At 64.9% G+C, this 22,507-nt stretch carries 32 protein-coding genes and 1 tRNA gene; 9 read left to right on the top strand and 24 right to left on the bottom strand.

The annotated features are described in order from the left end of the window. Positions 1–69: 69 nt before the first annotated feature. The 22 genes from ACTAQI_RS20245 to ACTAQI_RS20140 all read right to left on the bottom strand — a co-directional run bounded on the left by ACTAQI_RS20245 (position 70) and on the right by ACTAQI_RS20140 (position 9,623). Complete coding sequence (locus tag ACTAQI_RS20245; RefSeq protein WP_457948284.1) at positions 70–438, bottom strand: hypothetical protein; 369 nt, start codon at positions 436–438, stop codon at positions 70–72. Between the two features lie 207 nt (positions 439–645). Next, positions 646–1,131: a hypothetical protein gene (locus ACTAQI_RS20240; RefSeq protein ID WP_457948283.1), complete on the bottom strand. Its 486-nt coding sequence runs from the start codon at positions 1,129–1,131 to the stop codon at positions 646–648. 133 nt (positions 1,132–1,264) lie between these two features. Continuing rightward, positions 1,265–1,453 carry a hypothetical protein gene (locus ACTAQI_RS20235; protein ID WP_457948282.1) on the bottom strand — a complete coding sequence of 63 codons (189 nt, stop codon included), beginning with the start codon at positions 1,451–1,453 and terminating at the stop codon, positions 1,265–1,267. After that, entirely contained in the window at positions 1,450–1,752 is a 303-nt protein-coding gene (locus ACTAQI_RS20230; protein WP_457948281.1) for a hypothetical protein, read from the bottom strand. The genes ACTAQI_RS20235 and ACTAQI_RS20230 overlap by 4 nt, the downstream gene beginning before the upstream one ends. A 508-nt stretch (positions 1,753–2,260) precedes the next feature. Beyond that, complete coding sequence (locus ACTAQI_RS20225; RefSeq protein WP_457948280.1) at positions 2,261–2,584, bottom strand: hypothetical protein; 324 nt, start codon at positions 2,582–2,584, stop codon at positions 2,261–2,263. After that, the gene (locus ACTAQI_RS20220) at positions 2,581–2,886 is read right to left on the bottom strand and encodes an FDXHR family putative zinc-binding protein (RefSeq protein ID WP_457948279.1); all 306 of its coding nucleotides are present in this window, start codon (positions 2,884–2,886) and stop codon (positions 2,581–2,583) included. The genes ACTAQI_RS20225 and ACTAQI_RS20220 overlap by 4 nt, the downstream gene beginning before the upstream one ends. Continuing rightward, positions 2,883–3,299, bottom strand: a complete 417-nt coding sequence (locus ACTAQI_RS20215) for a hypothetical protein (protein WP_457948278.1) — start codon at positions 3,297–3,299, stop codon at positions 2,883–2,885. The genes ACTAQI_RS20220 and ACTAQI_RS20215 overlap by 4 nt, the downstream gene beginning before the upstream one ends. A 205-nt stretch (positions 3,300–3,504) precedes the next feature. After that, entirely contained in the window at positions 3,505–3,813 is a 309-nt protein-coding gene (locus ACTAQI_RS20210) for a hypothetical protein (RefSeq protein WP_457948277.1), read from the bottom strand. Between the two features lie 13 nt (positions 3,814–3,826). Further along, positions 3,827–4,327, bottom strand: a complete 501-nt coding sequence (locus ACTAQI_RS20205; RefSeq protein WP_457948276.1) for an HNH endonuclease signature motif containing protein — start codon at positions 4,325–4,327, stop codon at positions 3,827–3,829. A 199-nt stretch (positions 4,328–4,526) separates the two neighbouring features. After that, entirely contained in the window at positions 4,527–4,850 is a 324-nt protein-coding gene (locus ACTAQI_RS20200) for a hypothetical protein (protein WP_457948274.1), read from the bottom strand. 101 nt (positions 4,851–4,951) lie between these two features. Then, complete coding sequence (locus ACTAQI_RS20195; RefSeq protein ID WP_457948273.1) at positions 4,952–5,083, bottom strand: hypothetical protein; 132 nt, start codon at positions 5,081–5,083, stop codon at positions 4,952–4,954. Then, positions 5,080–5,415 (bottom strand): glutaredoxin family protein, encoded by a 336-nt coding sequence (locus tag ACTAQI_RS20190; protein WP_457948272.1) that lies wholly within the window; start codon positions 5,413–5,415, stop codon positions 5,080–5,082. The genes ACTAQI_RS20195 and ACTAQI_RS20190 overlap by 4 nt, the downstream gene beginning before the upstream one ends. Positions 5,416–5,442: 27 nt before the next feature. Then, positions 5,443–5,946 (bottom strand): single-stranded DNA-binding protein, encoded by a 504-nt coding sequence (locus ACTAQI_RS20185; protein WP_457948271.1) that lies wholly within the window; start codon positions 5,944–5,946, stop codon positions 5,443–5,445. 2 nt (positions 5,947–5,948) lie between these two features. After that, positions 5,949–6,314 carry a hypothetical protein gene (locus ACTAQI_RS20180; protein ID WP_457948269.1) on the bottom strand — a complete coding sequence of 122 codons (366 nt, stop codon included), beginning with the start codon at positions 6,312–6,314 and terminating at the stop codon, positions 5,949–5,951. 211 nt (positions 6,315–6,525) lie between these two features. Beyond that, on the bottom strand, positions 6,526–6,888 hold the full coding sequence (locus ACTAQI_RS20175) for a hypothetical protein (RefSeq protein WP_349034010.1): 363 nt from the start codon (positions 6,886–6,888) through the stop codon (positions 6,526–6,528). Next, on the bottom strand, positions 6,885–7,451 hold the full coding sequence (locus ACTAQI_RS20170) for a hypothetical protein (RefSeq protein ID WP_457948267.1): 567 nt from the start codon (positions 7,449–7,451) through the stop codon (positions 6,885–6,887). The genes ACTAQI_RS20175 and ACTAQI_RS20170 overlap by 4 nt, the downstream gene beginning before the upstream one ends. 9 nt (positions 7,452–7,460) lie before the next feature. Beyond that, positions 7,461–8,138, bottom strand: coding sequence for a hypothetical protein (locus tag ACTAQI_RS20165; RefSeq protein WP_457948265.1), 678 nt, complete (start codon positions 8,136–8,138; stop codon positions 7,461–7,463). Positions 8,139–8,235: 97 nt separating this feature from the next. Continuing rightward, the gene (locus ACTAQI_RS20160) at positions 8,236–8,382 is read right to left on the bottom strand and encodes a hypothetical protein (RefSeq protein ID WP_457948263.1); all 147 of its coding nucleotides are present in this window, start codon (positions 8,380–8,382) and stop codon (positions 8,236–8,238) included. Continuing rightward, positions 8,379–8,732, bottom strand: coding sequence for a hypothetical protein (locus ACTAQI_RS20155; RefSeq protein WP_457948261.1), 354 nt, complete (start codon positions 8,730–8,732; stop codon positions 8,379–8,381). The genes ACTAQI_RS20160 and ACTAQI_RS20155 overlap by 4 nt, the downstream gene beginning before the upstream one ends. A 78-nt stretch (positions 8,733–8,810) precedes the next feature. Beyond that, complete coding sequence (locus ACTAQI_RS20150; RefSeq protein WP_457948260.1) at positions 8,811–9,065, bottom strand: helix-turn-helix domain-containing protein; 255 nt, start codon at positions 9,063–9,065, stop codon at positions 8,811–8,813. After that, positions 9,050–9,307 (bottom strand): hypothetical protein, encoded by a 258-nt coding sequence (locus ACTAQI_RS20145; RefSeq protein WP_457948259.1) that lies wholly within the window; start codon positions 9,305–9,307, stop codon positions 9,050–9,052. Before ACTAQI_RS20145 ends, ACTAQI_RS20150 begins: the two co-directional genes overlap by 16 nt. Before the next feature lie 16 nt (positions 9,308–9,323). Beyond that, positions 9,324–9,623: a helix-turn-helix transcriptional regulator gene (locus ACTAQI_RS20140; protein WP_349034017.1), complete on the bottom strand. Its 300-nt coding sequence runs from the start codon at positions 9,621–9,623 to the stop codon at positions 9,324–9,326. 286 nt (positions 9,624–9,909) lie between these two features. On the opposite strand from ACTAQI_RS20140, the gene ACTAQI_RS20135 reads away from it, so the two are divergent. The 3 genes from ACTAQI_RS20135 to ACTAQI_RS20125 all read left to right on the top strand — a co-directional run bounded on the left by ACTAQI_RS20135 (position 9,910) and on the right by ACTAQI_RS20125 (position 12,621). Further along, positions 9,910–10,443 carry a hypothetical protein gene (locus ACTAQI_RS20135; RefSeq protein WP_457948257.1) on the top strand — a complete coding sequence of 178 codons (534 nt, stop codon included), beginning with the start codon at positions 9,910–9,912 and terminating at the stop codon, positions 10,441–10,443. A gap of 47 nt (positions 10,444–10,490) precedes the next feature. Next, positions 10,491–10,889 (top strand): ImmA/IrrE family metallo-endopeptidase, encoded by a 399-nt coding sequence (locus ACTAQI_RS20130; protein ID WP_457948256.1) that lies wholly within the window; start codon positions 10,491–10,493, stop codon positions 10,887–10,889. A gap of 250 nt (positions 10,890–11,139) precedes the next feature. Further along, a complete protein-coding gene (locus ACTAQI_RS20125) occupies positions 11,140–12,621 on the top strand; it encodes an MFS transporter (RefSeq protein WP_457948254.1) in 1,482 nt (493 codons plus the stop codon). On the opposite strand, the gene ACTAQI_RS20120 is transcribed toward ACTAQI_RS20125, so the two are convergent. Next, positions 12,545–14,749 carry a RecQ family ATP-dependent DNA helicase gene (locus ACTAQI_RS20120; RefSeq protein WP_457948252.1) on the bottom strand — a complete coding sequence of 735 codons (2,205 nt, stop codon included), beginning with the start codon at positions 14,747–14,749 and terminating at the stop codon, positions 12,545–12,547. The genes ACTAQI_RS20125 and ACTAQI_RS20120 overlap by 77 nt on opposite strands. A gap of 151 nt (positions 14,750–14,900) precedes the next feature. Between ACTAQI_RS20120 and ACTAQI_RS20115 the strand changes: the two genes are divergently transcribed. The 4 genes from ACTAQI_RS20115 to ACTAQI_RS20100 all read left to right on the top strand — a co-directional run bounded on the left by ACTAQI_RS20115 (position 14,901) and on the right by ACTAQI_RS20100 (position 18,589). Next, positions 14,901–16,319 (top strand): phosphomannomutase/phosphoglucomutase, encoded by a 1,419-nt coding sequence (locus ACTAQI_RS20115; RefSeq protein WP_457948250.1) that lies wholly within the window; start codon positions 14,901–14,903, stop codon positions 16,317–16,319. Between the two features lie 6 nt (positions 16,320–16,325). Then, the gene (locus ACTAQI_RS20110) at positions 16,326–16,823 is read left to right on the top strand and encodes a hypothetical protein (protein WP_457948249.1); all 498 of its coding nucleotides are present in this window, start codon (positions 16,326–16,328) and stop codon (positions 16,821–16,823) included. A 15-nt stretch (positions 16,824–16,838) separates the two neighbouring features. After that, positions 16,839–17,288: an RrF2 family transcriptional regulator gene (locus ACTAQI_RS20105; protein ID WP_457948248.1), complete on the top strand. Its 450-nt coding sequence runs from the start codon at positions 16,839–16,841 to the stop codon at positions 17,286–17,288. A 140-nt stretch (positions 17,289–17,428) separates the two neighbouring features. After that, entirely contained in the window at positions 17,429–18,589 is a 1,161-nt protein-coding gene (locus tag ACTAQI_RS20100) for a globin domain-containing protein (protein WP_457948246.1), read from the top strand. 177 nt (positions 18,590–18,766) lie between these two features. Here the strand turns inward: ACTAQI_RS20100 and ACTAQI_RS20095 are convergent, their stop codons facing one another. Then, positions 18,767–20,602, bottom strand: a complete 1,836-nt coding sequence (locus ACTAQI_RS20095; RefSeq protein WP_457948244.1) for a phosphoenolpyruvate carboxykinase (GTP) — start codon at positions 20,600–20,602, stop codon at positions 18,767–18,769. A gap of 277 nt (positions 20,603–20,879) precedes the next feature. On the opposite strand from ACTAQI_RS20095, the gene ACTAQI_RS20090 reads away from it, so the two are divergent. Next, positions 20,880–20,956, top strand: a tRNA-Arg gene (locus ACTAQI_RS20090). Between the two features lie 76 nt (positions 20,957–21,032). Further along, positions 21,033–22,487, top strand: coding sequence for a dihydrolipoyl dehydrogenase family protein (locus tag ACTAQI_RS20085; RefSeq protein ID WP_457948242.1), 1,455 nt, complete (start codon positions 21,033–21,035; stop codon positions 22,485–22,487). The last annotated feature ends 20 nt before the right edge of the window (positions 22,488–22,507 follow it).

The raw sequence follows: 22,507 nt of genomic DNA, 5'->3' as shown, positions 1-22,507 counted from the left end.
AGCCATCAGCCGCGATATGCCCGCAGCCGTCACAGGTTCCGCCGCAATCGTCGGCGTGCCACGTCTCGCTCATTTGGTGGCCTCCGGTTCGTGCAGGACCGTCGCGGGAAGTGGGATCAGATCCGATGCTGACATGCCGTGAGGTCCATCGATCCACCAGACCTTGCCATCCTGACGCTTGACCGCACGAGTTGGATCACCGTTGGCCTCGCGGATGATAGCCCCATCCGGCAGTGCGTCGAGTTCTTCCACGGTCGTCACCGTCCGGGGCTTCCGGAAACCAGCAGCGAGGACCGCGGCGGCTACTATCTTGAGGCTGATCTCGCCGTCCAGCGTTGCGTCAAGGTCGCTGGTGCCGTAACTGGCATAGCCATCGTCGCTCATGTGGTCGATAAGCGCGTTGCCAATCGTCCGCGCCAGTTCGTCGCGTTCGCTCATTTGGTGTTCTCCTGGGGTTTGGTGGCCGGGCGGGTCATCCTCGCACCGTGCATTTGCTCTTGTGGCGGTCTATCCGGATGCATCCGGGGGTTGCTTTGCAGGGGTCGCAGTACCAGCAGCGTTCATCGGGTAGGCATCCGCACTTGGCCGGGCGGGGGCGGACGGGCTGGTGGACTTGGAGGGTGCCGAACCACTCGACACGGGCCGTCATGATGCGGCCTCGATAGGTTCCGTGCAGTCGGGGCATTCGCTTTCCTTGCCCTCGATCCGGTGCACCCTGAGCCAAGTCCGGCCCTCGACAGGCTCGTCATGGTCGTGGTGGTCCGGTTCCGGTCCGCAGGGATAAGGCTTGATGAGTTCGGGCCGGACGCCGTAATGGACTGCTCGCTCATAGATCCATTCCCCGGACTCATCCATCCGGGATTCGGCCCACGCCCACGCTTCCTGTCCCGTGAGCCCCTGATGCATGGCGTCTGCCATGAGTGCGATATGCCGTGTATCGAGCAACTGGGCGGTGCGGGCTCCGGTCAGTTGTCCGCCGCCGTTGAACCAGTTGGTGCCTTGCACGTCGAAACCGATGGCCCGGGCATACAGGTACGGGATCTCGACTTCAAGGGGACGAACTTCCCATTCGTTACCGTGCGGGTAGAGCTCGTGGGCGTATCGGCGCTTGGTTCGGCGTTCGGTGATCATGCTGTTCTCGTTTCGGGGGCGTGAAGGATGGTGGCGAGGAGTGCCGGGTCAAGGCGGCGGAGCTTCCCAATCAGGTGCGTGTCACAGGGTGGGAGACCAAAGGTTTCCGTGCGTTCGGGCTGGACTGGCGGGTTCACGCTGCCGCCTCGAACCTGGGCGCTGCGATGATGTTGCGGCGGCACTCGGCCCGTTCAAAGTCCGTCAGGCTGAACCACTGAGTCAGGTTCATGTCCCATGCGTGGGCGGTGCGGATGTCTTCCCGGGTGATCTGCTGGACGTGGCATACCGGCCGACGACGGCGGAACCACGAGACGCCCCTCATGCCCGGACCTCCAGGATGTTCGAGACGGGAACCCGGTAGTCTCCGAAGTCGCCCACGACGGTGACGGACTTAGCGTTGACCCGGACGACACGGTCCCAGCCGTAGTGAGTGCGGACGGCGCGGGCTGCCTTGAGCTCTTCCGGGCTGAACGGGACCGCCTTGTTGCGCTCAGCGTAAGCGGCTGACCTTTCGGCCTGCTCTGCGTCCTGGAGTTCCTTGACCTTCGCAATGGCGGCATCAACGCTGCGCTCTGTTGCGGCTGCCCGTGCCCGGTATGCGGTGCGGGTGTCTTTCTTCATTGTGTTTCCCCCCTCGGGATTCGGCCATCCCTGGCCTGGTGTCTGCTGCTCCACCAAGTCTACCGCCTATCGGTACGTAGACCAAGCACTGTCAGTGCCTAAACCGGATAAATCTTCACCACCAACGCCGCCGGACCAACACCACCATGACGCATATCCGGACCCACCACATGCACCCAGTCATCATCCGACAACAACCCCGCATCCACGATCCCATCCAGCACAGCCTTCGCAGTCGGGTACAAGTTCCCCGGGTCATACCGGCCACGCCTCGGCTTCCACACCTCAGCCACCACCCGCACCGGCCCAACACACGGCTCCCAGCAACCAGGCACCCGCTCACGAGCAGCAGCACGCCACGCCGCCGTCAACTTCGCAACCTGCATCCGATGCACCCGCTGATTCGAATTGATCCACCCAGCCGGCGCCAGAACCTCCAACTGCTTGAACCCATATGCGCGTTCTTGGCCTTGTCCGGTAGCACGCTCAGTGCCGTTCTCAGGCACTGTTAGTGCGTCCTGTGGGCATGGAGACGTCCGGGGGTGTTTGAGGCGCTTAGAGCCAGCGTGGTGGCTCTGTGGCGGGCCGTGTCTACGGCGTCGAGCCATGCGTCTAGGCAGGTTCCCATGTAGGCGATGGCTTCGGAGTGTTGGATGTTGACGGCGTTGAGGTTGTTTTGGGCTTGTTGGACGCCTTGGCCGGTGGTGAGGGCTGCGCGGTATTCGGCGTTGGCTCGGGCTACTCGGTGGTCCCATGCGTCTTTGATGGCGAGGGCTTCGTCGTAGCGGGCTTTGAGGGTGTCGGTTTCCCGGCGGGTGATGGTGGTGGTCATGCTGCTTCGTCCTGTTCGTCGTTCTTGGTCCAGAGTGCTTTGGCTTCGTCCTTGGTGAGCTTGCGCCCGTATCGCCAGTAGCCTCTGTCGTCTTGCCAGTGGCCGTAGCGGGTTTTCCCGGTGTCGGGGTCGATGCTCTCGTATGGCTGGGTTTCGCAGCGGCGTGTCTGGTCGGTGTGTGAACCAACGCGGTGGGCTTCGAATGAGGCGAGGCCGATGAATGTTTCGCAGCATCCGGAGCAGTGGCCGGAGCCGTCGCCGCCGGGGAAGGTCTTCCCGCACTTGGGGTGGGTTGCTTTCATGGTGTGTCTTCGCTTTCTGGGTTGTGGTGTTTGCCGATGTGGGTTTCGGGGCGGATGCCGGCTTTCACGTCTCCCCAGCAGGCCCTGCAGTTGGCGGCCTCGAATGTCGGATGGTCGGCACAGGGTGTCCAGGTGCGTGGGGCTTGCCAGTCCTCCGGGGCTGTCGCCGCCCAATGCTTCCCGTCCTGCGGGTAAAAGTTCGGGGTCCGCTTCGCCCAACCACCCTTCGGATCCAGCTGGGTGGCGTAGTGGGCGAGGGCCCGGACGCAATGCCCGAAGTCCCTACCCGGGAACCCGTCACCCTCGTTCGCTTCCTTGAGGACCAGTCCGGGCTTGTTCGGGATCCAGTCGGGGCGGGTGTTCGTCATGATGGCGGTGAGCCTCGCGCCTTCCTGGTCCGTGAGCTTGTACATGGCTTTCTCCTTGATCAAAATTTGAATCGTCGTGCGTCCCGGCGGCCTTATCACCTAAGTGACGATCGACGATTTTCTTTACCCCAAGGTCTTTAAAACTGGAGTGGCACCTGGGTGAGTTAAGTACTTGGTCTTGGTCTTGGTCTTGGGCACTTGTGCCACCGCCGTTCTACGAGCGTTCGGAACGGTGACGGAACGGCGTTCTTCATCCGTTCTTGCCGTGTTCTTCCTGCCACTTTCGTTTGCGGTCCGCGGCTTTCTTTTTGTCGATCAGGACCTGTTCCTTCGTGCGCTGGTACTCGGCCCATGCCCGGAACTGCCAGCCGTCCTCGGTGACGTCCCAGAAACCGGCCTTCACCAGCTTCCCGGCGAGGGTCTTGCCGCGGGGCCAGGAGTCCACGAACCATTCCGGCACAGCCCCGTCCGTGAGGTAGTCCGTGCAGTACGTCCCCGCGAGGGTCCACAGTCCTATCGCTTCGAGCCCCGCCGCCCTTGACTTCGGGTGCGAATGCATCTTGTCATCCGCGTTAAACCACGCTATTGGACCCACCTGCTTTCGCCTTGAGCTTGGCCCGGTACTTGGCCTTAGCGGTCCGGTTGAGTGCCCGCCGGCGTTCAGTCGCTTCGTCGCCTCTGGGGTGCGCACGCATGATGTTCTGCCCGTTCGTTAGCTCCCGAAGGTGCTCAAGGTTGACGCATGCCTTGTTGTCGCAGGCATGATCCAGGACCTTCTCCGGGTCGGGCCACGCGCCGTGCTCGAAGTACCAGGCCACGCGGTGGGCGAGCTGCGTCCGGCCGTCGAGCCGGAAGACCCCATATCCCCGGTTGTTCGTGGCTCCCGTCCATGCCCAGCACCCTGGTCCGGGCTGAACCTTGGAGCTAAAGCGTTGCTCGGGAGATTGGGGGATGAGTTTTTCCAGCCGGCCTGATCTGGCCTCCCGGGCGCGGTGCATATCGCACATGTCACGGGACGCTATGACCTTTCCGCAGTCGGTGACCGAGCATGTCTTGTCGTCTTTCATTGCCATTTTTCCTCTACTTGTCTGGTCCAGTGATGGCCACCAAATTCGCATTCGTAGAACCGGCACACCTCCAGCAGCGCCCCGGGTCCCGCTATTTCCCTGCGTAGCCGTCTGGCTTCGTCCCGTGGTGGGGAGTAGGCCTTCCCGCATTGGCAGGTGAAAAAGTGCGGTTTTCGGTGCTGGACCCGGTACGCCTGCTTCGTGCTCACACCGCTTCTCCGAGGTCTGCGGCGGCGCAGTGGCACTCGTGGCACATGGTTAGGCCGGCGGAGCAGACAGCCTCATTGTGGTCGGCAGGCTGGACGATGGCTCCGATCTCCTGACCTACGGGGCAGATCATGTAGTGCTTCGCCCAGTACGTCTTGTCTTCGGTTTCCTCTTCAAACGTCTTGCAGTACATCTGCTGTGGAGCCGTGAGGGATCTGATGGCCTGGTCAATCGACGTGTGCAGTTCACAGTCCCAGTCAATTTCCTTGGTTACTCGGTCAACTACGACGTATCCGATGGGTGCTTGCAGTTCCTGGTTCATGCTGTTTCCTTCCAAGGGGGTGGGCGGGGCTCCCACGCTCTGGTGGGAGCCCCGGGTGTGTTCCTGCACGGGCCCGGTTCTGCAGGCGCTGACAGAGGGTTCTACTTGGTGCAGCCGGCGCACTCTTCGGTACGGTTCAGCGGCTTGTCGCACGAGCTGCAGAGGATGACGTCCGGCCGCCGGCGGGGGATGTTCATGGCCGGCTTGGGTGGTTTGAGGGCGATGCTCTTCACGAGGCGGCCTCCAGCCCGGCCCCGGGAACGGCCTTCCCGAGGATGTGTTCCTCGATCTCGCCCACGTTGTAGCCGGACCAGTGGTGATCTCCTTCTGGCCTGGAGACGTAAAAGACCGGCGCCTGCGCGTAGCCAAGGGACTTGATGAAGGCCAGCGCGGTCTCGTCTTGGGTGACGTCCACGAGCGTGTAGTCGCGGCCCTCGATGAGGCCTTCCTTTTTGAATTTGCGCTTCGTGGCATCGCACTGGACGCATCCGAAAGGCTTGGTATAGACGGTGACTGCTACGCCGTCGCGGGCTTCGATGCGGGGTGTGAGGTCGGTGATGGTCAAGATGGGTTCCTTTCAGGGGTGGGGTGGTTAGAACGGGGGCTCGGAGTCGTGGCCGCCGAAGCCGCCGGCGGTTGCGGTCGAGTTGTTGGCCCACTGGTCTTCCTGCTGCTGGTTACCGCCCCAGTTACCGGAGGACGCCTGGTAGTTACCGCCGCCGTTCCCGCTCCGCTGAGTCCGGTTGACCTTGGCATTCGCATACCTGAGGGAGGGCCCGATCTCGTCTACCTCGAACTCGATAACGGTCCGCTTCTCGCCCTCCTTGGTCTCGTAGGAGCGGGACTTCAGCCGGCCCTGAGCGATGACGCGCATGCCCTTCGTCAGGGACTCGGCCACGTTCTCCGCCGGTTCCTTCCAGACGGCCGCCCGGAGGAAGAGGGCCTCCCCGTCCTTCCACTCGTTGCTCTGCCGGTCAAAGGTCCGGGGGGTGGATGCGATGGTGAAGTTCGCCACCGCGGCGCCGCTCGGAGTGAATCTCAGCTCCGGATCCTGGACAAGGTTCCCGATGATCGTGATTGTGGTTTCGCCAGCCATGGCTAGGCCGCCTTTCGTAGGGGTTGGTGGTGCATGTCGAGGTAGTTGCCGGCGTCGTCCAGGAAGACGAACAGGCCGAGCTTGGGGATGTAGACGGGGAGGGTGTCGATCTCGTGGTCCGTGCGGAGCTTCCAGCCGTTCTTCCGGGCCTGGGCTGCGAGGTCCGGGAGGGTCTCGACTTGGAAGTTCCACTCGGAACAGACGAGGAGGCCGTTCGCTACCCGGTTGCGGGACTTCACTCCCCCGACCCCGCGGCCCTTCCGGTGGTGGTGGACAAGTTCCCCGGCGCATCCGGTGGCGCCGTGGATGACGCATCCGAGGTCACGGGCGCTGATCAGGATCTTCTGCGCCTTCGTGAAGCCGTTCACTTGATGACTCCCGAACCGAATGGGCTGAAGTACTGGTTGGAGTTCCGCCGGTCAATCACGGTCTGGACCTCCGCATACAGGAATGCCTTCCGGAAAGTCCCGCAGTTCATGCACCGATTGAAGAGGCTGCACCAGAGGCCGCCGCGCCCAGTGCAATGGGGCTCGTGCGCCCACCATGCTCCGGCAGATGACTTCCGTACTTTCCAGCGGATCATGCTGCCCCCTGCTGCCCGGCCGGCTGAGCCGCCCACTCGCTCTTGATGGCCGAGTTCAGGGACCGGCCGATGTCGAGCCGGTCCCGGAGGACCCGGATGGACTCCCGGGCCGCCCGGAGCTTCTGATCCGCGATCTCGGCATCCAGCTTGTAGGCCGCCGCGTCGATGATGGACTGATGCTTCCGAACATCCATCGGACCCTCAGCCGTGAGGAACGCCCGGGACAGGGTGATCTCGTACCGTGACCGGAGCCGGACGGCCTCCTCGTCCAGGCGGCTGATCTCGCCTTGCTTGGCGTCCAACTCCCGGCCCAGACGGGCCAGGAGGAGGACGACATCGTTAGCGGTTGGTGTGGTCACGCTGCTGCCCGGTGCTCCGCGGCTTCGATCTGCGGGAGCGCGGAACCGGCGGCCAAGTCGTTGAGGAGGCCGCGGCGGTACGCGGTGGCGATCTTCTCCCGGCCGTCCTTGGCGTACGTGATGGTGAACGAGGACGGAGCCTTGCCCGGCACGCGGCGAACCCCGGGGATGGCCTCACCGGTGGTGACGTCGATGAGTTCGCCGTCGTCTCCCTCGATCGCGTTCTTGATCTTGTCCGCCAGCCATGAGGGGCTGATCTTCTTGATGACGCGCTTCTTCGTGGCGGGGATGACCTCTTCCACGATTCCGTCCTGCGCTTCGGCCCACTCGAACAGGGCGGCTTCGTCCACGGTCTGGTCCGAGGGCTTCCCCTCGGGAAGGGTGATGTTGCCGACGCGGGTACCGTCCGGGAGGACCACGGCGAAGGACTTAGTCCCTTCCTCGTTGTACTTCTCGAGAAGCTGTTCGAGGTGCTGGCCACGGGCGTCCTTCATGAAGTCGGCCAGGGCGTCAGCGAAGGTCTTGATGAGGGCGATGCGGAGGTTCTCGGTCTTGATGCTCACTGCTGTCTCCTATGCGGTTCGGGCGGCCAGGGCGGTGCCGGCGGCCGTGATGTTGTCGATTACGGTCTGGTCTGCGTTCATCCCTCGGGCCTTGGCAAGAAGGTCCAGAAGCATTTCGCGGTTGTTCTTGGCCTTCTCCAGAAGCTCTTCCCACTTAGGCGGCTCGTGGCGGTACTGGCTGAGGCTGGTCACTGCTGCATCAGACACCGTCGCGGCAGCTCGGTCGGCGTTCTTGCCCTGTTCCTCAGAGGCGTCATGCAGGTCGCCTTTGTGCCAGAGGTCCAGCGCAGCTCCGAAACGCATACCCGCGTTTCGGAGGGCGTCACCGATGGCTTCCTTGACGGCGTTCGCCCCGTTCTTGCCCTGAGCATCGCCGTAGCCAAGTCGTTCCACACCGCAGATCCGGAGTTTGATCCAGAGGCCGCCGAAGTTATCGAACTTCGGGAGTCCGTCTTGGCTGATGGCCAAAGGTTCCCAAGACCATTCCGGATCCACTTCGAGGAGCCGGTCTGTCAGCGCTGCGTGCCCGACGTAGTCCAGGTGCATGGCCGGTAGGCCGTGGTATCCGCCGCATTCCCGGCATTCACCTTTACGGGCGTCCTTCGTGTACGGCTTGGGGAGCTTGTTAATTTGGTGCGGCTCGAATGGTTCGCGCAGCCGAGCGAGGCCGGTGGTCTTCGTCGTCATCGGGTCTTCCTTTGGTCTATGTCGTCGCACTGGCAGTTGGTGCAGGAATGTTGGCCGCAGTTGGTGCACACGGCCTGGCCGCGGCAGTAGCAGTCGGTCATGGCTGGTCGCAGATACCGTCAGGGCATGCGCCGGGCCGGTGGGCGAGATGCGCGTCGGCGCGGTCCGCCCGGATCGCCCACGGAATCGCCACGCCGAACCCGACGAAGAGGACGAGGCACATAAGGAATGAGGCGGTGATCATGCCGCGAGCTCCATGGTCGGGATGAAGACTTCCCGCCCGCTGAACGGGAACGTGCTGATGACGTCGCGGACAGCGGTGAGGAGGTCCCCCTCGAACCGCTCGATCAGGTCCGCCGGGTCGTTCGCGTCGAGGTCCATGTGGGTGCCGTTCTCCACCTTGCGGAGATCATCGAGGGCCTGCAGCGCGGCGGCCACGTAGTTCGGTTCGGGCTTGATGCCGAGGAGGGCGGACACGTCGTAGGCCAGGGCTTCTTCGTCCTGCCACTCGTTGGGGTACCGCTCGGAGTAGTTGACGATGGTTGCCCGGGCGGCGGTCTCGGCCTGCCGCTTCGTGAAGTGGTACGTGTACATCGGGTATCCTTCCGGTAGATGAGCTTCTTGCTTGTTGATGGGTCCCGCGATTGCTTTGGTCGGCTGCGGGGCCCTTTTCTATTGGGCGAAGACGGGGAGGTTGCGGAGCTGCTTGTTCCGCTTCCGTTTGTCTTCCTTGCTGATGCTGGTTGGGGTTTTCTGGCCCTGGGCTCGGATGGCCTCGATATCTTCGGGGCCGAAGCGGATCTGCCGGCCGTCGCGCCATGCCTGCCATTTGCCTTCGTTGACCCGGTTCCGGACGGTCTGTTCACAGACGCGGAACATCTTGGCGACCTCGGGGACGGTGTAGAACTCGGTCACACTGCCACCCACTGCCGCAGGGTGCCGCCGTGGCGGGAACGCTGCTTCGAGGTCGCCATACCTACCTGGGCGATGAGGCCGCGGGACCGGGCGATCTTGAAAGCAGCCCCTACATGGTTGGGGTGTGGTGCCGGTCGGTGGTTCTGGCGGAGGTCGTCGGCAGTGACAGTGCCCTTCCTGCGGGCGAGGTCAGCGATCGTGTCCACAGCCTCCTCGGTCCATGTGGTGTCCTCCAGGGCCATTGCCTGTGTCATGTCGGCGTGTCCTTTCTTAGGCGATTTGTAGACGCTGTTGGCGGGTGGTTTGCCGTTTGGCAGACGGTGCAACGGGCTCGAAAAGGACCTCTACGGGGACGTTGAGGACCTCCGCGATGCGGGTTGCGGTTTCGGGTTCGAGGCAGCGGCGCCGGCCGCTGGTGAGGTGGTTGATGAAGCTGGGGTGGACGCCTACACGGTCTGCCAGCCCCCGCTGGGTCATCTTGTGTGGGATGGGTGCTCCTGCCTTGTGGGCTTCGATGTCCTTCTGCGTGATGAGGAAGGCCCGGAGGGCTTCCTTTGAGACCAATCGCATGTAGGTTCCTTTCGGCCAACGGGCCTTAGTTCGCCAGGGTGACATGAGATCTCCTTCTGTTTCGGTAGGCGGTTCGCCTGTTATCTGCTGCCCTTTGAGTATTGCCTACCGGTAGGCGGTAAGTCAAGCACTGTCAGTACACATTTTCCTTGCCGTCATTAATTCCTAGAGCAACGGGGGGATTTTCTAGTAGGCACGTACCTACAATTGGGTGTACCGCCTACCGGTAGGCATAGTGCCCACTGGCGGCATTGCGGCCCACCCAGCCCACAGGAAAGCTCAGAGCATGACCACGAACAAAGGCCCCAACTTCCAGCAGCTCGTCCTGGCCCACAAAAAGGACGACTCCTTCGAGACGATCTCCAAGCGCGCCGGCGGCGTCCCCAAAGCCCGCGCCCTGCAGTCCATCGTCAAAGACGGCTTCACCCGCATGCCCACCCCGGAAACATTCGCCGGGCTCTCCAAAGCCTTCAGCATCAGCCCCCGAGAACTTGTCCTCGCCGCGGCCCGCACCCTCGGAATCGACATTGGGGATGACCGGGAATCCGACCTGGTCCTGTGGGGCGCCGGCCGCCTCCCGCAGGAGTCCCAGGACGTCCTCCGCCACACTGCCGGGGAACTCATGAACTGGATGGACGGCAGCCGCAAACCAGCCCCTTCCCCCAGTGTCGATAACGTTGTGAAGTTGCCCACACGAAAGACCGCCGAAGAGAAGCCCGACTTCTCCAAAATGGCCGCCATGACTGAGACGGAATCCGAGGGCAAGCGTGAAGCCGCACGCTCCGCCCGGCGGGGGGAGGAATCGCAGGAGCATCCCTAAGTGGAAGCTACTTCCCGGTTGTCAGACGTCCCCAATATGGTGGCGGCATGGAACTGGGGGAACGGTTAGCCGAGGCGATGGGTGTGCGTATCGTCACCCACAGGCTGCCCGGATTCCTCGTTGCGGCCACGGACGGGCGGACGATCTACGTTGATGACCGGCTCACCCAGCGGGAGCGGCGCTGCGCGATCTACCACGAACTCGTGCACATCGAACTCGGCCACAAAGAGTGCCAGTCCCCCGCCGTCGAGAAGAAGGTCCGGGCAGTGGCAGCTGACCGGCTCGTGTCCTGGCAGGCGGTGTGGGAACACGCGCCCTGGGCGCACTCACTGGACGAGCTGGCCGAGGACGTCATGGTGACCAAGAGCGTCCTATCTGACTGGATCGCCAGCCTCCCGGAGGATGCCCGGTACGTCCTCCAAATGCGGTTCGAATGCGCCGCGTAGCCATGTGTACAAAGTGCACAAAAACCTTCAGTCCACTTAAATTCAGTTAGACTCGTTGGGCTGGAACCCCGGAAACACAGGGAAGTTCGGCGGTATTCTTGGCGTTAGCGGGGGTTCAAATCCCCCCGTCTCCGCGTTTGGCCCCGGTCCCTGGACCGGGGCCTTTTGCGTTTCCGGGGCATTCTGGAACGCGCTGTCCGACCAACGGACGCGCCGGGCGCCACCGGTGCCGGGGTGGCAGGATTAGCGCATGGCGGCACGCAGCAACCCAGAGCACCCTGACGGCGCCCGCACGGCATGGAATCCGCGCCTGGCACTCCTGGTGGCGGCAACGTTCTTCATGGAATTCCTGGACGGCACGGTTCTCACCACGGCCATTCCCAGCATTTCAGCGGACTTCGCCATTCCCGCCGCCGACGTCAACATCACCATGACCGCCTACCTGCTGACGGTGGCCATCGGCATTCCCCTCAGCGGCTGGCTGGCGGAACGGTTTGGTGCCAGGCGGATCTTTTGCACGGCGATCGCAGTGTTTACCCTGGCGTCCCTGGCCTGCGCCCTCAGCCAGGACCTGGCCACGCTGACCCTGAGCCGCATTGCCCAGGGTGCCGGCGGCGCCATGATGGTTCCGGTGGGGACCCTGGTGGTCCTGCGTGGCACTCCGAAGTCCGAGCTGTTGCGTGCCACCGCGTTCCTGGTGTGGCCAGGGCTCCTGGCACCGGTACTCGCACCGCTGGTAGGCGGGGCGCTCACCACGTACCTGTCGTGGCACTGGATCTTCCTGGTCAACCTTCCGCTTGGCGTTGCCGCATTTGTGGCCTCGCTGCGGCTGGTTCCCGTGGCACCCGGAGATCCCGGCAGGCGGCTGGACTGGCCCGGGATGGCCCTGACCACGGTTGGGGTGGGTGCGCTGGTGACCGGGCTGGAGCTCGCCAGCAGCCACGCGGAACTGCCCTGGGCCGGCATAAGTGCTCTGACCGGGGCTGCAGCACTGTCCGGCGCCGTGCTCTGGATGCGCCGGACTCCCCATCCGCTGTTCAACCTGCAGGTCTTCCGTGCCCGGACCTTCCGGGCAATGGCCACCGGCGGGTTCGTTTACCGGGTCACCATCAGTTCGGTGCCGTTCCTGCTGCCGCTGATGTTCCAGGCGGGGTTCGGTTGGTCACCGCTGCACGCCGGCGCCCTGGTGGCAGCCGTGTTCATCGGGAACATCGGCATCAAGCCGGCCACGACACCGCTGATCAGGAAGTTCGGCTTTAAAGCGGTGCTGGTGTTCGCCTCGCTGGCATCAGCCCTCACTTTCGCGCTTTGTGCGCTCCTGACGCCGGAAACCCCTGAAGCATTGATGGTCGTGCTGCTGGTGTGCAGTGGCGCCTTCCGCTCCATCGGCTTCTCGGCCTACGCCTCGGTCCAGTACGCGGACATTCCTCCGGCCCAGCTGACCTCCGCCAACACTGTTTCCGCCACGCTGGTGCAGCTCGGCACGGGTTCGGGCATTGCAATAGCTGCCCTGCTGATCCGGACCTTCGACGGCCTGGCCTCCGCCCCGCAGGATCCGGCCGCACCCTTCCGCGGCGCTTTCCTGGCGATGGCCGCCCTGATGCTCGCAAGCACCGCGGACAGCATCCTGCTCCCCCGCCATGCCGGGGCTGCCGTCAGCCGGCCTGAGCCAGAACCAGCGGCAGCACCGCTCCCGCCCCCGCCTGCCGAAGGGCGCGCCCCGCGACGGTGAGGGTCCACCGGCTGTCTGCGAGGTCGTCGATCAGCATCACTGTCTGCCCCTGGGCAGACTGCAGGGCGGCTTCGAGTTCAGGGCCCACCACCAGCCGGTCCCATACCCCCGCCAGCCGGTAGGCGCTGTTGCCGCCGCGGCCGCCGGTGGGACCGCCGTGCGCCAGCTGCAGCTCGCCAAGGTAGGGGATGCGCCCGATATCGGATATTCCCCGGGCAAGCGAGCCCACCAACTGAGGCTTGCTGCGGGACGGCACAGCCACAATGGCGGCCGGCCTGCCCACCCCGCTCCACCCCGGGTTCCGGCCATCACCGGTTCCCCATTCGCGCAGTACCTGCACGCAGGCCTGGAGCATGCCGGGATCCACCGGCCGGTCCTCCGCCCCGGCGGCGAACAGTTCCCGCAGGGCACCGCCCCAGCCCAGGTCCGTCAGCCGGGCCAGGACCCGCCCTTCCGCGAGGCCCTCACCCGGTTTGAGTTTCCCCTTCACCGGCACCCCCAGGCGGTCCATGCCGCTGGGCCACTGAAGGCGCGGCTCCAGGATGCCGCCAGCCCTGCTCAGGGTCTGGCTGGCCGCCGCCGTGGCGTCGGCTGCCACGTCCGCCGGGAACCACTGGCCGGCGCAGTTGTCGCACCGGCCGCACGGACGGGCCGTCTCATCGTCCAGGACCGAGGTGATGTACTCCATCCGGCACCCCGCAGTGTCCTGGTAGATCACCATTGAGTCCTGCTCGTCCACGCGTGCCCCGGCAATGCGGCTGTAGCGCTCCGCGTCGTAAACCCACGGCTGGCCGGTGGACCGCCAGCCGCCGCCGACCCGCTCCACCGCCCCGTCCACGGACAGGACTTTCAGCAGCAGCTCAAGCGGGGTGCGGCGAAGATCAACCCGGGCTTCCAGCGCCACCGTTGACAACGCGGATCCTGCCTCGGCCAACGCCGTCAACACGGCCGCTGCTTTCTCCTCGGACGGCATGGACGCGGTGGCGAAGTACTGCCAGATCTCACGGTCCTCGGAGCCGGGAAGAAGCAGGACATCGGCGTTCGCAGCACCACGGCCGGCGCGGCCCACCTGCTGGTAGTAGGCCACGGGCGAGGACGGCGCGCCCAGGTGGACCACAAAGCCAAGATCGGGCTTGTCGAAGCCCATACCCAGGGCGGACGTGGCCACCAGCGCCTTGACCTGGTTGTCCTTCAGCAGTTGCTCTGCCCGCTCCCGGTCCGCCGGATCGGTCCTCCCGGTGTAGGCCAGCACGTTATGCCCTGCCTCCGCCAGCAGCCGGGCGGTGTCCTCTGCCGCGGAAACGGTCAGGGTGTAAATAATTCCGCTGCCCGGCAGATCCGCCAGGTGGGTCAAGAGCCAGCCCAGCCGCGCCTTGGAATCAGGAAGCGCAAGGACGCCGAGCCGCAGCGAGTCACGGCCCAGGGAACCGCGGATAGTCAGGACGCCATCGCCCAGCTGCTCCTCGATGTCATGCACCACGCGTGAGTTGGCAGTGGCCGTGGTGGCCAGGACCGGAACCGTGTCAGGGAGGCGGGTGATGAGGTCCGCAATCCGGCGGTAATCGGGGCGGAAGTCATGGCCCCAGTCCGAAATGCAGTGGGCCTCATCGATGACCAGCAGGCCGGTCCGGCGCAGAAGCTCGGGCAGCTGGGTTTCCCGGAAGGCGGGGTTGGTCAGCCGTTCCGGGGAAACCAGGAGAACGTCCACCTCATCGGCGGCCAGCTGTTCTCGGACAGTGTCCCACTCCAGCTGGTTGGCGGAGTTGATGGCCACAGCGCGTACCCCGGCCCGGGCGGCGGCTGCCACCTGATCCCGCATCAGGGCGAGCAGCGGCGAGACGATCAGCGTGGGCCCGGCTCCCCGGCGGCGCAACAGCAGGGATGCGACGAAATACACGGCGGACTTGCCCCAACCGGTGCGCTGGACAACCAAAGCCCGCCGCCCGCCGTCGACCAATGCCTCGATGGCTTCAAACTGCCCGTCGTGGAAGACGGCGCCTGGAGTCCCCACGAGGCCGCGCAGGACCTCAAGCGCCTCGGCGTGCGTGGCGGTCCCGGGCGCATCCGGACCTGCCGTATCTGCAACTGCGGTAGCGGAGACTGTGGAAGCGTACTGGTTATTGGCCATTGATTCAGTATCCCAGCACCCTCCGACACCCCGCACAGCATCGCACCGCTATGTGGAAACCGCCCCAATACCGGCTGCCACGCCGCAGCTGTTACGAAAGTGCACCCAAAACCACCTTGGCCACATGCGCCGCACACGTAAGATAAAGCCCGTGACTAGCGAACAGACAACGACATTTGATCTCTCGGCATCCTTCAAGGCCTACGACGTCCGTGGGATTGTGGGCGAGTCGATCACCGCCGAAATCGTCGAAGCCGTGGGGGCCGCGTTCGTGGATGTCCTGCAGCTCGAAGGCCAGACCATCGTGGTGGGCGGAGACATGCGCCCTTCCTCCCCCGAGTTCAGCAAGGCCTTCGCCAACGGTGCGGCAACGCGGGGCGCCAGCGTGGAGCTGCTGGACCTGATCTCCACCGATGAACTGTACTTTGCCTGCGGATTCCTCAACCGTGCCGGGGCCACCTTCACCGCCAGCCACAACCCTGCCGAATACAACGGCATCAAGATGGCCAAGGCAGGCGCCGTTCCCATCTCCTCCGAAAGCGGCCTCAAGGAGATCCAGGCCCTCGCGGAGCAGTACCTCAACTCGGGGTCCATTCCCGCTGCCGGCACCCGGGGCCTCATCAGCGTCCGCGACGTGCTCAAGGACTACTCCGAGTACCTCCGCAAACTCGTTGACCTCTCCGCCTCCCGCCCGCTGAAGGTGGTGGTGGACGCCGGCAACGGCATGGCCGGCCTGACCACCCCGGCAGTCCTGGGTGACACACTGCTGCCCAGGCTGCCTTTCGACATCGTTCCCCTGTACTTCGAACTGGATGGTTCGTTCCCCAACCACCCGGCCAACCCGCTCGAACCGGAAAACCTCCGCGACCTCCAGGCCGCCGTCATCGAACACGGTGCGGACATCGGCCTGGCCTTCGACGGCGACGCCGACCGCTGCTTCGTCATCGACGAGAAGGGCGAACCCGTGTCGCCGTCGGCCATCACCGGCATGGTGGCCCGCCGCGAGATCGCCCGCGCCAAGGCCCAGGGCGAGGAAACGCCCAGCATCATCCACAACCTGCTCACCTCCCGCGCCGTCGCCGAACTGGTGGAGCATGACGGCGGACGCGCCGTCCGCACGCGCGTGGGCCACTCCTTCATCAAGGCAGTCATGGCCAAGGAAGGCGCAGTGTTCGGCGGCGAGCACTCCGCCCACTTCTACTTCCGCGACTTCTGGAACGCCGACACCGGCATGCTGGCAGCGATGCACGTCCTGGCAGCCCTGGGCGAGCAGGACGGCCCGCTCTCCGAGCTGGCCCGCGAATACGAGCCCTATGTCAGCTCCGGCGAGATCAACTCCGAGGTGGCGGACAAGCCGGCAGCGGTGGAGCGGGTGCGCCAGGCCTTCGCGGACGAGGACCTCACCATCGACAACCTGGACGGCAGCACGTTCACGGCCAACGACGGCAGCTACTGGTTCAACCTGCGCCCGTCCAACACTGAACCGTTCCTGCGGCTCAACGCGGAGGCCACGGACCGCGCCACCATGGAACGCGTCCGCGACCGCGTCCTGTCCCTGGTTCGGGCCTAGCGCCGGATGGCTGAACACACGGGGCAGGCAGCGGACGGACACAGCGGGCAGGAGAGCTGGCGCGACTCTGTCGCCGAAGCCACGGCAACTGACCTGGAGAACCTCCTGGGCACCGGCGTCAGCGCGGCCCAGGAGCAGCTCCAGCGCAACGGCGGCTTCCTGCCCTTCGCACTGACCGTCCAGAACGACGGCGAGGTGCGGCTGGTTGCCGTTTCTCCGGCCGGTGCCGAGGAAGACAGCGACGCCGACTTCGACGCCGACGCCATGATCCGCGACCTGCAGGCCCTCCTCCGCCAGAACCGGGACGACTTCCGTGCTGCCGCCGTGGTCTGCGACATCCTGCTGGTGGAGGAGGATTCGGATGCCATCCATGTGGCCACCGAGCACCGGGACGGTTCCCTTTTCGCGGCCGTGCTGCCCTATGCCGCCAACGCAACTACCCAGACCTGGGAATTCGGCGAACTGGGCGCGGACGCCAGCGAGCCCGTTATCTGGGCGGACTAGACCAGATCCGCAGCCATGAAAATCAATGCCTTCGCTGACGTCAGCCTGCGCGCCCTCATGGTGCTCGCAGCGGTTCCGGACGGCACGCTGCTCACCACCCAAAGCATCGCGGACTCAGTGGGCACGCCCTACAACCACGTCAGCAAGGCCATGGCCAAGCTGCGGAGCATGGGGCTGATTGAGGTTGTCCGCGGCCGCTCAGGGGGGTCGCGGCTCAGCCATGCGGGACGGATCGCCACCGTGGGCCAGATCCTGCGGCAGCTTGACACCCGGACCGATCCGGCCGACTGCGTGGCCCCCGGAGGCAACTGCCCGCTGATCAACGAGTGCAAACTCAGGCGTGCCCTGGCCCGCGCCCGCGAAGCTTTCTACGCCGAGCTGGACTCCGTGGTCATCGGGGACCTGCCGCAGGCCCGGCAGATGGCCCCGGTCTTCCAGATGATCGGCCTCCGCCCGGGGCTCTGACAGCCCGTTATCCGGGCGCGCGCTATCGGTTTGATTTCAAACTTCTACAAGGTGTAGAACTGAGGCAGAAATACTCGTATTTGAAATATGAGTTTTCCTCCGGCCGGACGAAGGCCCCGGCCATAACCTCAGGAGTTCAGATGCTCTCGGACAAGTCCCGCCCCGTCATTGAGGCCACCCTGCCGCTGGTCGGCTCCCGGATCGGATCCATCACCCCCAACTTCTACGGCCGCCTCTTCGCCGCCCACCCCGAACTGATGGATGGCCTGTTCAGCCGCTCCAACCAGCGCAATGGAAACCAGCAGCAGGCCCTCGCCGGAAGCATCGCCGCCTTCGCCACCCACCTGGTCAACAACCCGGGTACCCTGCCGGAGACCGTCCTGTCGCGCATCGCACACCGGCACGCCTCCCTGGGCATCACCGAACCGCAGTACCAGGTGGTCTATGAGCACTTGTTCGCTGCCATCGCCGAGGACCTGGCCGAGGTCATCACCCCGGAGATCGCCGAAGCCTGGACCGAGGTGTACTGGCTCATGGCCGATGCCCTGATCAAGCTCGAGAAGGGCCTCTACGCCGCCCAGGCCAATGACAGGATGTGGACGCCGTGGCGGGTGGCGGCCAAGACGCCGGCGGGAACCGGCTCCATGACCTTTACCCTGGAGCCCGCGGACGACACCCCGGTCACCTCCGCCCTGCCCGGCCAGTACGTGAGCGTCAAGGTGGCCGTGGCGGACGGCCTGCGCCAGGTCCGCCAGTACTCCCTCTCGGGCGATGCCGGCACCAGCCGCACCTTCACCACCAAGCTTGACGACGGCGGCGAGGTCTCCCCCGTCCTGCATAACACCGTCCAGGTGGGCGACGTCGTCGAAATCTCCAACCCCTACGGCGAGATCACCCTGAAGGAGGGCGACGGCCCGGTGGTTCTCGCCTCGGCCGGCATCGGCTGCACCCCCACTGCCTCCATCCTCCGTTCCCTTGCCGAGTCCGGCTCCGACCGGCAGGTCCTGGTGCTGCACGCGGAAAGCACCCTGGACAGCTGGGCGCTGCGCAGCCAGATGACGGACGACGTCGAACGCCTTGACGGTGCAGAACTGCAGCTCTGGCTGGAGCAGCCGGTGGACGGGGCCAAGGAGGGATTCATGACCCTGCGTGAAGTGGACCTTCCGGCCGACGCCTCCCTCTACCTGTGCGGTCCCCTGCCGTTCATGAAGAACATCCGCAACGAGGCCATCAACGCGGGCATCCCGGCCACCAAGATCCACTACGAGGTCTTTGGCCCGGACATCTGGCTCGCCAGCTAGATCGGCTGCTCCGTACTTGTCGTTTTGAGGGCTGAAAACGACAAGTACGTGGGCCCACGCCGGCAGGGTTCCCTGGCCGAGCTTGCGAGGCGAGGGGCCGGCGGGAACGACGGCGGCCCCGCACCTTTTCGAAAAGGTGCGGGGCCGCCGTCGTTGTGTCTGTTTGTCCCCAGCTGGCTAGCTGTGGCCCGCCATGCGTTCCTTGAGCGAATCGAGCTCGGCGCGCAGGGCGTCCGGAAGTGAATCCCCGAACTTGGCGTACCATTCCTCGATGGAGGCCAGTTCGGCGTCCCACTCCCCGCGGTCGACGCGGACGGCGTCTTCCACGTGGGCGTGGGTCAGGTCCAGGCCGGTCAGGTCCAGTGAGTGGCCCGCCGGCACGTAGCCGATGGGGGTTTCAATGGCATCAGCCTTGCCTTCGAGGCGCTCGATGGCCCACTTGAGGACACGGGCGTTGTCGCCGAAGCCGGGCCACGCGAAACCGCCGTCGGCGGTGCGGCGGAACCAGTTGACCAGGAAGATGTGCGGCAGGCGCTCCGGGTTGGCCTTGCCGGAAACGCTGATCCAGTGCTTCAGGTAGTCACCGGCGTCGTAACCGATGAAGGGAAGCATGGCCATCGGGTCGCGGCGCAGCACACCCACCTGGCCGGCGGCAGCGGCCGTGGTCTCGGAGGAGAGGGTGGAACCCATGAAGATGCCGTTGGTCCAGCTGCGCGCCTCGGTGACCAGCGGAACGGTGGTCTTGCGGCGGCCGCCGAACAGGATGGCTGAGAGCTCCACGCCTTCGGGGCTGTAGTACTCCTCGGCGAGCATGTCGATCTGCGAGATCGGGGTGCAGAACCGGGAGTTCGGGTGGGCGGCCGGCTTGTCCGAATCCGGAGTCCAGGAGTTGCCCTCCCAGTCGGTCAGGTGCGCCGGAGTTTCCTCGGTCATACCCTCCCACCACACGCCGCCATCGTCGGTCAGTGCCACGTTGGTGAAGATGCTGTGGCCCTTGGCAATGGCGCGCATGGCGTTGGGGTTGGTGCCCCAGCCGGTGCCGGGGGCCACGCCGAAGAGGCCGGCCTCCGGGTTGGTGGCGCGCAGCTCGCCTTCCTTGCCGATGCGCATCCAGGTGATGTCATCGCCAAGGGTTTCGACTTCCCAGCCTTCGATGGTGGGGTCGAGCAGGGCAAGGTTGGTCTTGCCGCAGGCCGAGGGGAAGGCTGCGGACATGTAGTACGACTTCTTCTCCGGCGAGGTGAGCTTGAGGATGAGCATGTGCTCCGCCAGCCAGCCTTCGTCGCGTGCCATAACGGAGGCGATGCGCAGGGCGTAGCACTTCTTGCCCAGCAGGGCGTTGCCGCCGTAGCCGGAGCCAAAGGACCAGATGGACCGCTCTTCGGGGAAGTGCACAATCCACTTGTCCGGGTTGCAGGGCCACGGCACGTCGTCCTGGCCCGGCGCCAGCGGGGCGCCGAGGGAGTGGAGGGCAGGGACGAAGAAGGCATTGGTGGCCGTGATCTTGTCCAGAACCTCGGTGCCGATGTTCGCCATGATGCGCATGGAGGCAACAACGTAGGCGCTGTCGGTGATCTCCACACCGAACTTGGGGTCCTCGGCGTCGAGGTGGCCCATGACGAACGGGATGACGTACATGGTGCGGCCGCGCATGGAACCGGCGAACAGCCCGCGCAGCTTTTCCTTCATCTCCCGCGGGTCCATCCAGTTATTGGTGAAGCCGGCGTCGCGCTTGTTTTCCGAGCAAATGAAGGTCTGCTCCTCGACGCGGGCAACGTCAGCGGGATCCGAGAACGCGGCGAAGGAGTTCGGGAACAGGTCCTGGTTGAGCCGGGTCAGCGTTCCGGCAGCAACAAGCTCGTCGGTGAGACGGGTGTTTTCCTCTTCGGACCCGTCAACCCAGTAGATGCGGTCCGGCTGCGTAAGCTCAGCAACCTCTTCGACCCATGCCAGCAGGCCGGCATGTGTGGTGGGTGCTTTCTCAAGCAGCGGCTTCTGCGCCAGATCGCCCATTGCAGTTCCCTTCCTCGGGTTCATCGGTGTGAGCTAAATGCTATGGTCCGGACCAGTGGGATTTTCGGGGCGCTTGACTGACATCTGCGGTCACCAAAAGTGAATTCCGCGGAAATTCAAGGAATTATTGCCGCAAAAAGCCCGATTAAGTGACAAAGGTCACCTATACCGGTCTAGTTGCCGAGATTACATCCGTTTCGATTTGGCACTCCGGGCCCTGCTCGCGTAAAGTAATTCGAGGTTCAGGGAGAGCGGTTCTCCTCCCGGGACACGGAATGCGCCCATAGCTCAGCTGGATAGAGCGTCTGTCTACGGAACAGAAGGTCAGGGGTTCGAATCCCTTTGGGCGCACCAACAAGGTCCGCACCGGTTCGCCGGTGCGGACCTTTTTTGTGCAGTCAGGCCCGTCATCCCCGGCTAGGCTTTGCACATGATGCCCGACGCCGCTGAGCGCGAATTTGATGTTGTTGTGATCGGCGCAGGCGCCGTAGGGGAAAACGTGGCAGGCCGCGTTGTCGAGGGCGGGCTCACAGCCGTGCTCGTGGAAGCGGAACTGGTGGGCGGTGAATGCTCCTACTGGGCCTGCATGCCATCCAAGGCACTCCTCCGGCCGGGCACCGCGCTGCACGGGGCACAAACCACGCCGGGCGCCAAGGAAGCAGTCACCCGCACCCTCGAAGCCGCCGCCGTCCTGGAACGCCGCAACTACTTCACCTCCAACTGGCAGGATGACAGCCAGGTCTCGTGGGTGAAGGACACCGGCATCGAACTGGTGCGCGGCCACGCCTGGCTGACCGGACCCAAGGCCGTGGAGGTGGCCGGCCTGGAAGGGACGCAACACCTGCTGCGGGCGCGGCACGCTGTTGTGCTCGCCACCGGCTCAACCCCCAACACCCCGCCCATTGAGGGCCTGCAGGACGTACCGGTATGGGGAACCCGCGAAGCCACATCGGCACGTGAGGTCCCGGATAGGCTGACGGTATTGGGCGGCGGCGTGGCCGGCACCGAGCTCGCCCAGGCCTTCGCCCGCCTGGGTTCCAGCGTGACCCTGGTGGCGCGCAGTGGGCTGCTGGGCAACTTTCCGGAGGAGGCTGCGGAACTGGTTGCAGCAGGACTGCGCGCGGACGGCGTGGAACTCCGGCTGAACACCGCCACCGAACGCATCAGCCAGAACGACGACGGAACCCTCACGATAAGCCTGGGCGACGGAACCACCGTCACCTCCGAGAAAATCCTGGTGTCCACCGGCCGCCACCCGGCCCTGGAAGGCCTGGGCCTGGAGAGTGTCGGCTTCGAGCCTGACGAATCCGGCCACCTGTCCCTGTCAACGGACGCCTCGGGCCTGGTCCGGGAAACACCCGGTGACGGACCCTGGCTCTACGCGGTGGGGGACGCCGCTGGAAAGAACCTCTTCACCCACCAGGGCAAGTATGAGGCCCGTGCCGCCGGCGACGCCATCGTGGCGCGGGCCAAAGGCGAGTTGAAGGGAACCCCCGCCGACTGGACCCGCTATGCGCAGACGGCCAACCAGCATGCCGTGCCCAGCGTCGTCTTCACGGACCCGGAGCTGGCCAGCGTGGGACGCACCCTGCAGACGGCCAGGAAGGATGGGTACAACGCATCCTCCGTGGAACTGCCCATCCAGGTGGCCGGGTCCTCCCTCCATTCGGAGAACTACGAAGGGTGGGCGCAGCTGGTGGTTGACGAAGACCGCAGGGTCCTCCTCGGCGCCACGTTCGCCGGCCCGGATGTGGCGGAACTCCTGCACGCAGCCACCATTGCCGTAGTGGGCGAGGTGCCGCTGGACCGGCTCTGGCATGCCGTCCCCTCCTACCCCACCATCAGCGAGGTGTGGCTCCGGCTGCTGGAAAAGTACGGCCTCTGACCCTTATTTGAACTGACCAG

The sequence above is a fragment of the Pseudarthrobacter sp. alpha12b genome (genome assembly GCF_054130495.1).
This window is presented reverse-complemented; position numbering and strand designations above follow the sequence as displayed.

What these genes read in the sequence shown, in the direction of transcription:
- ACTAQI_RS20245 (WP_457948284.1), bottom strand. Translation starts at nt 438, where the DNA reads ATGAGCGAACGCGACGAACTGGCGCGGACGATTGGCAACGCGCTTATC.
- ACTAQI_RS20240 (WP_457948283.1), bottom strand. Translation starts at nt 1,131, where the DNA reads ATGATCACCGAACGCCGAACCAAGCGCCGATACGCCCACGAGCTCTAC.
- ACTAQI_RS20235 (WP_457948282.1), bottom strand. Translation starts at nt 1,453, where the DNA reads ATGAGGGGCGTCTCGTGGTTCCGCCGTCGTCGGCCGGTATGCCACGTC.
- ACTAQI_RS20230 (WP_457948281.1), bottom strand. Translation starts at nt 1,752, where the DNA reads ATGAAGAAAGACACCCGCACCGCATACCGGGCACGGGCAGCCGCAACA.
- ACTAQI_RS20225 (WP_457948280.1), bottom strand. Translation starts at nt 2,584, where the DNA reads ATGACCACCACCATCACCCGCCGGGAAACCGACACCCTCAAAGCCCGC.
- ACTAQI_RS20220 (WP_457948279.1), bottom strand. Translation starts at nt 2,886, where the DNA reads ATGAAAGCAACCCACCCCAAGTGCGGGAAGACCTTCCCCGGCGGCGAC.
- ACTAQI_RS20215 (WP_457948278.1), bottom strand. Translation starts at nt 3,299, where the DNA reads ATGTACAAGCTCACGGACCAGGAAGGCGCGAGGCTCACCGCCATCATG.
- ACTAQI_RS20210 (WP_457948277.1), bottom strand. Translation starts at nt 3,813, where the DNA reads ATGCATTCGCACCCGAAGTCAAGGGCGGCGGGGCTCGAAGCGATAGGA.
- ACTAQI_RS20205 (WP_457948276.1), bottom strand. Translation starts at nt 4,327, where the DNA reads ATGGCAATGAAAGACGACAAGACATGCTCGGTCACCGACTGCGGAAAG.
- ACTAQI_RS20200 (WP_457948274.1), bottom strand. Translation starts at nt 4,850, where the DNA reads ATGAACCAGGAACTGCAAGCACCCATCGGATACGTCGTAGTTGACCGA.
- ACTAQI_RS20185 (WP_457948271.1), bottom strand. Translation starts at nt 5,946, where the DNA reads ATGGCTGGCGAAACCACAATCACGATCATCGGGAACCTTGTCCAGGAT.
- ACTAQI_RS20165 (WP_457948265.1), bottom strand. Translation starts at nt 8,138, where the DNA reads ATGACGACGAAGACCACCGGCCTCGCTCGGCTGCGCGAACCATTCGAG.
- ACTAQI_RS20160 (WP_457948263.1), bottom strand. Translation starts at nt 8,382, where the DNA reads ATGATCACCGCCTCATTCCTTATGTGCCTCGTCCTCTTCGTCGGGTTC.
- ACTAQI_RS20155 (WP_457948261.1), bottom strand. Translation starts at nt 8,732, where the DNA reads ATGTACACGTACCACTTCACGAAGCGGCAGGCCGAGACCGCCGCCCGG.
- ACTAQI_RS20145 (WP_457948259.1), bottom strand. Translation starts at nt 9,307, where the DNA reads ATGACACAGGCAATGGCCCTGGAGGACACCACATGGACCGAGGAGGCT.
- ACTAQI_RS20140 (WP_349034017.1), bottom strand. Translation starts at nt 9,623, where the DNA reads ATGCGATTGGTCTCAAAGGAAGCCCTCCGGGCCTTCCTCATCACGCAG.
- ACTAQI_RS20135 (WP_457948257.1), top strand. Translation starts at nt 9,910, where the DNA reads ATGACCACGAACAAAGGCCCCAACTTCCAGCAGCTCGTCCTGGCCCAC.
- ACTAQI_RS20130 (WP_457948256.1), top strand. Translation starts at nt 10,491, where the DNA reads ATGGAACTGGGGGAACGGTTAGCCGAGGCGATGGGTGTGCGTATCGTC.
- ACTAQI_RS20125 (WP_457948254.1), top strand. Translation starts at nt 11,140, where the DNA reads ATGGCGGCACGCAGCAACCCAGAGCACCCTGACGGCGCCCGCACGGCA.
- ACTAQI_RS20120 (WP_457948252.1), bottom strand. Translation starts at nt 14,749, where the DNA reads ATGGCCAATAACCAGTACGCTTCCACAGTCTCCGCTACCGCAGTTGCA.
- ACTAQI_RS20110 (WP_457948249.1), top strand. Translation starts at nt 16,326, where the DNA reads ATGGCTGAACACACGGGGCAGGCAGCGGACGGACACAGCGGGCAGGAG.
- ACTAQI_RS20105 (WP_457948248.1), top strand. Translation starts at nt 16,839, where the DNA reads ATGAAAATCAATGCCTTCGCTGACGTCAGCCTGCGCGCCCTCATGGTG.
- ACTAQI_RS20100 (WP_457948246.1), top strand. Translation starts at nt 17,429, where the DNA reads ATGCTCTCGGACAAGTCCCGCCCCGTCATTGAGGCCACCCTGCCGCTG.
- ACTAQI_RS20095 (WP_457948244.1), bottom strand. Translation starts at nt 20,602, where the DNA reads ATGGGCGATCTGGCGCAGAAGCCGCTGCTTGAGAAAGCACCCACCACA.
- ACTAQI_RS20085 (WP_457948242.1), top strand. Translation starts at nt 21,033, where the DNA reads ATGATGCCCGACGCCGCTGAGCGCGAATTTGATGTTGTTGTGATCGGC.